Origin of the sequence: Aphanothece stagnina RSMan2012, from assembly GCF_046764815.1 — a bacterium.
In the GTDB taxonomy this organism is placed as follows: Bacteria; Cyanobacteriota; Cyanobacteriia; order PCC-6307; family Cyanobiaceae; genus NIES-981.
On the sequence record NZ_JBKOUC010000106.1, the window covers coordinates 1 to 454 of the forward strand.

The window sequence follows — 454 nt, forward strand, 5'->3', positions numbered from 1 at the left end:
GTCACCCCTGCAATGGTCTTCTGTACGTCGGCCTGCCGGGCAGCAAACCGCAGTTGTTTCTCCAGTTGTGCCAACCGTAACTGGGCACTTTCGTGGTTTGCCCGCGACGTAGCGGCGGCCAACTCACGCTGGTCCACTTCCACCTTGCTTCCCACACCCTGACGCATCAGGTTACGCTGGCGCAGGGCCATCATGGAGTCGTCGGCACGCTTCAGGGCTGCCATGGTGACGGCGGTGCGGGCTTCTTCCAATCGTTCGGCATTGTTGCGTTGTGCCGCATAGTCGGCGGCCAGCATGGCATTTTCCTTGCCAAGGGTGGCGGCATCGTTGCGGATGGTGGCCAGGAGTTGTCCCCTGACGACGGAGTCTCCCTCCGATACGGCAACCGAGGCAATCACGCCAGTGGCCATGGCATAGGCCTGATATTGATCCGTACTGACAACCACTCCCGACG

The 454-nt window shown here is 61.2% G+C and carries 1 protein-coding gene; it reads right to left on the minus strand.

What is annotated here, in order from left to right:
• A partial coding sequence (locus tag ACLNEE_RS16955; RefSeq protein ID WP_459382406.1) for an HlyD family secretion protein occupies positions 1-454 on the minus strand: 454 nt, incomplete at both ends.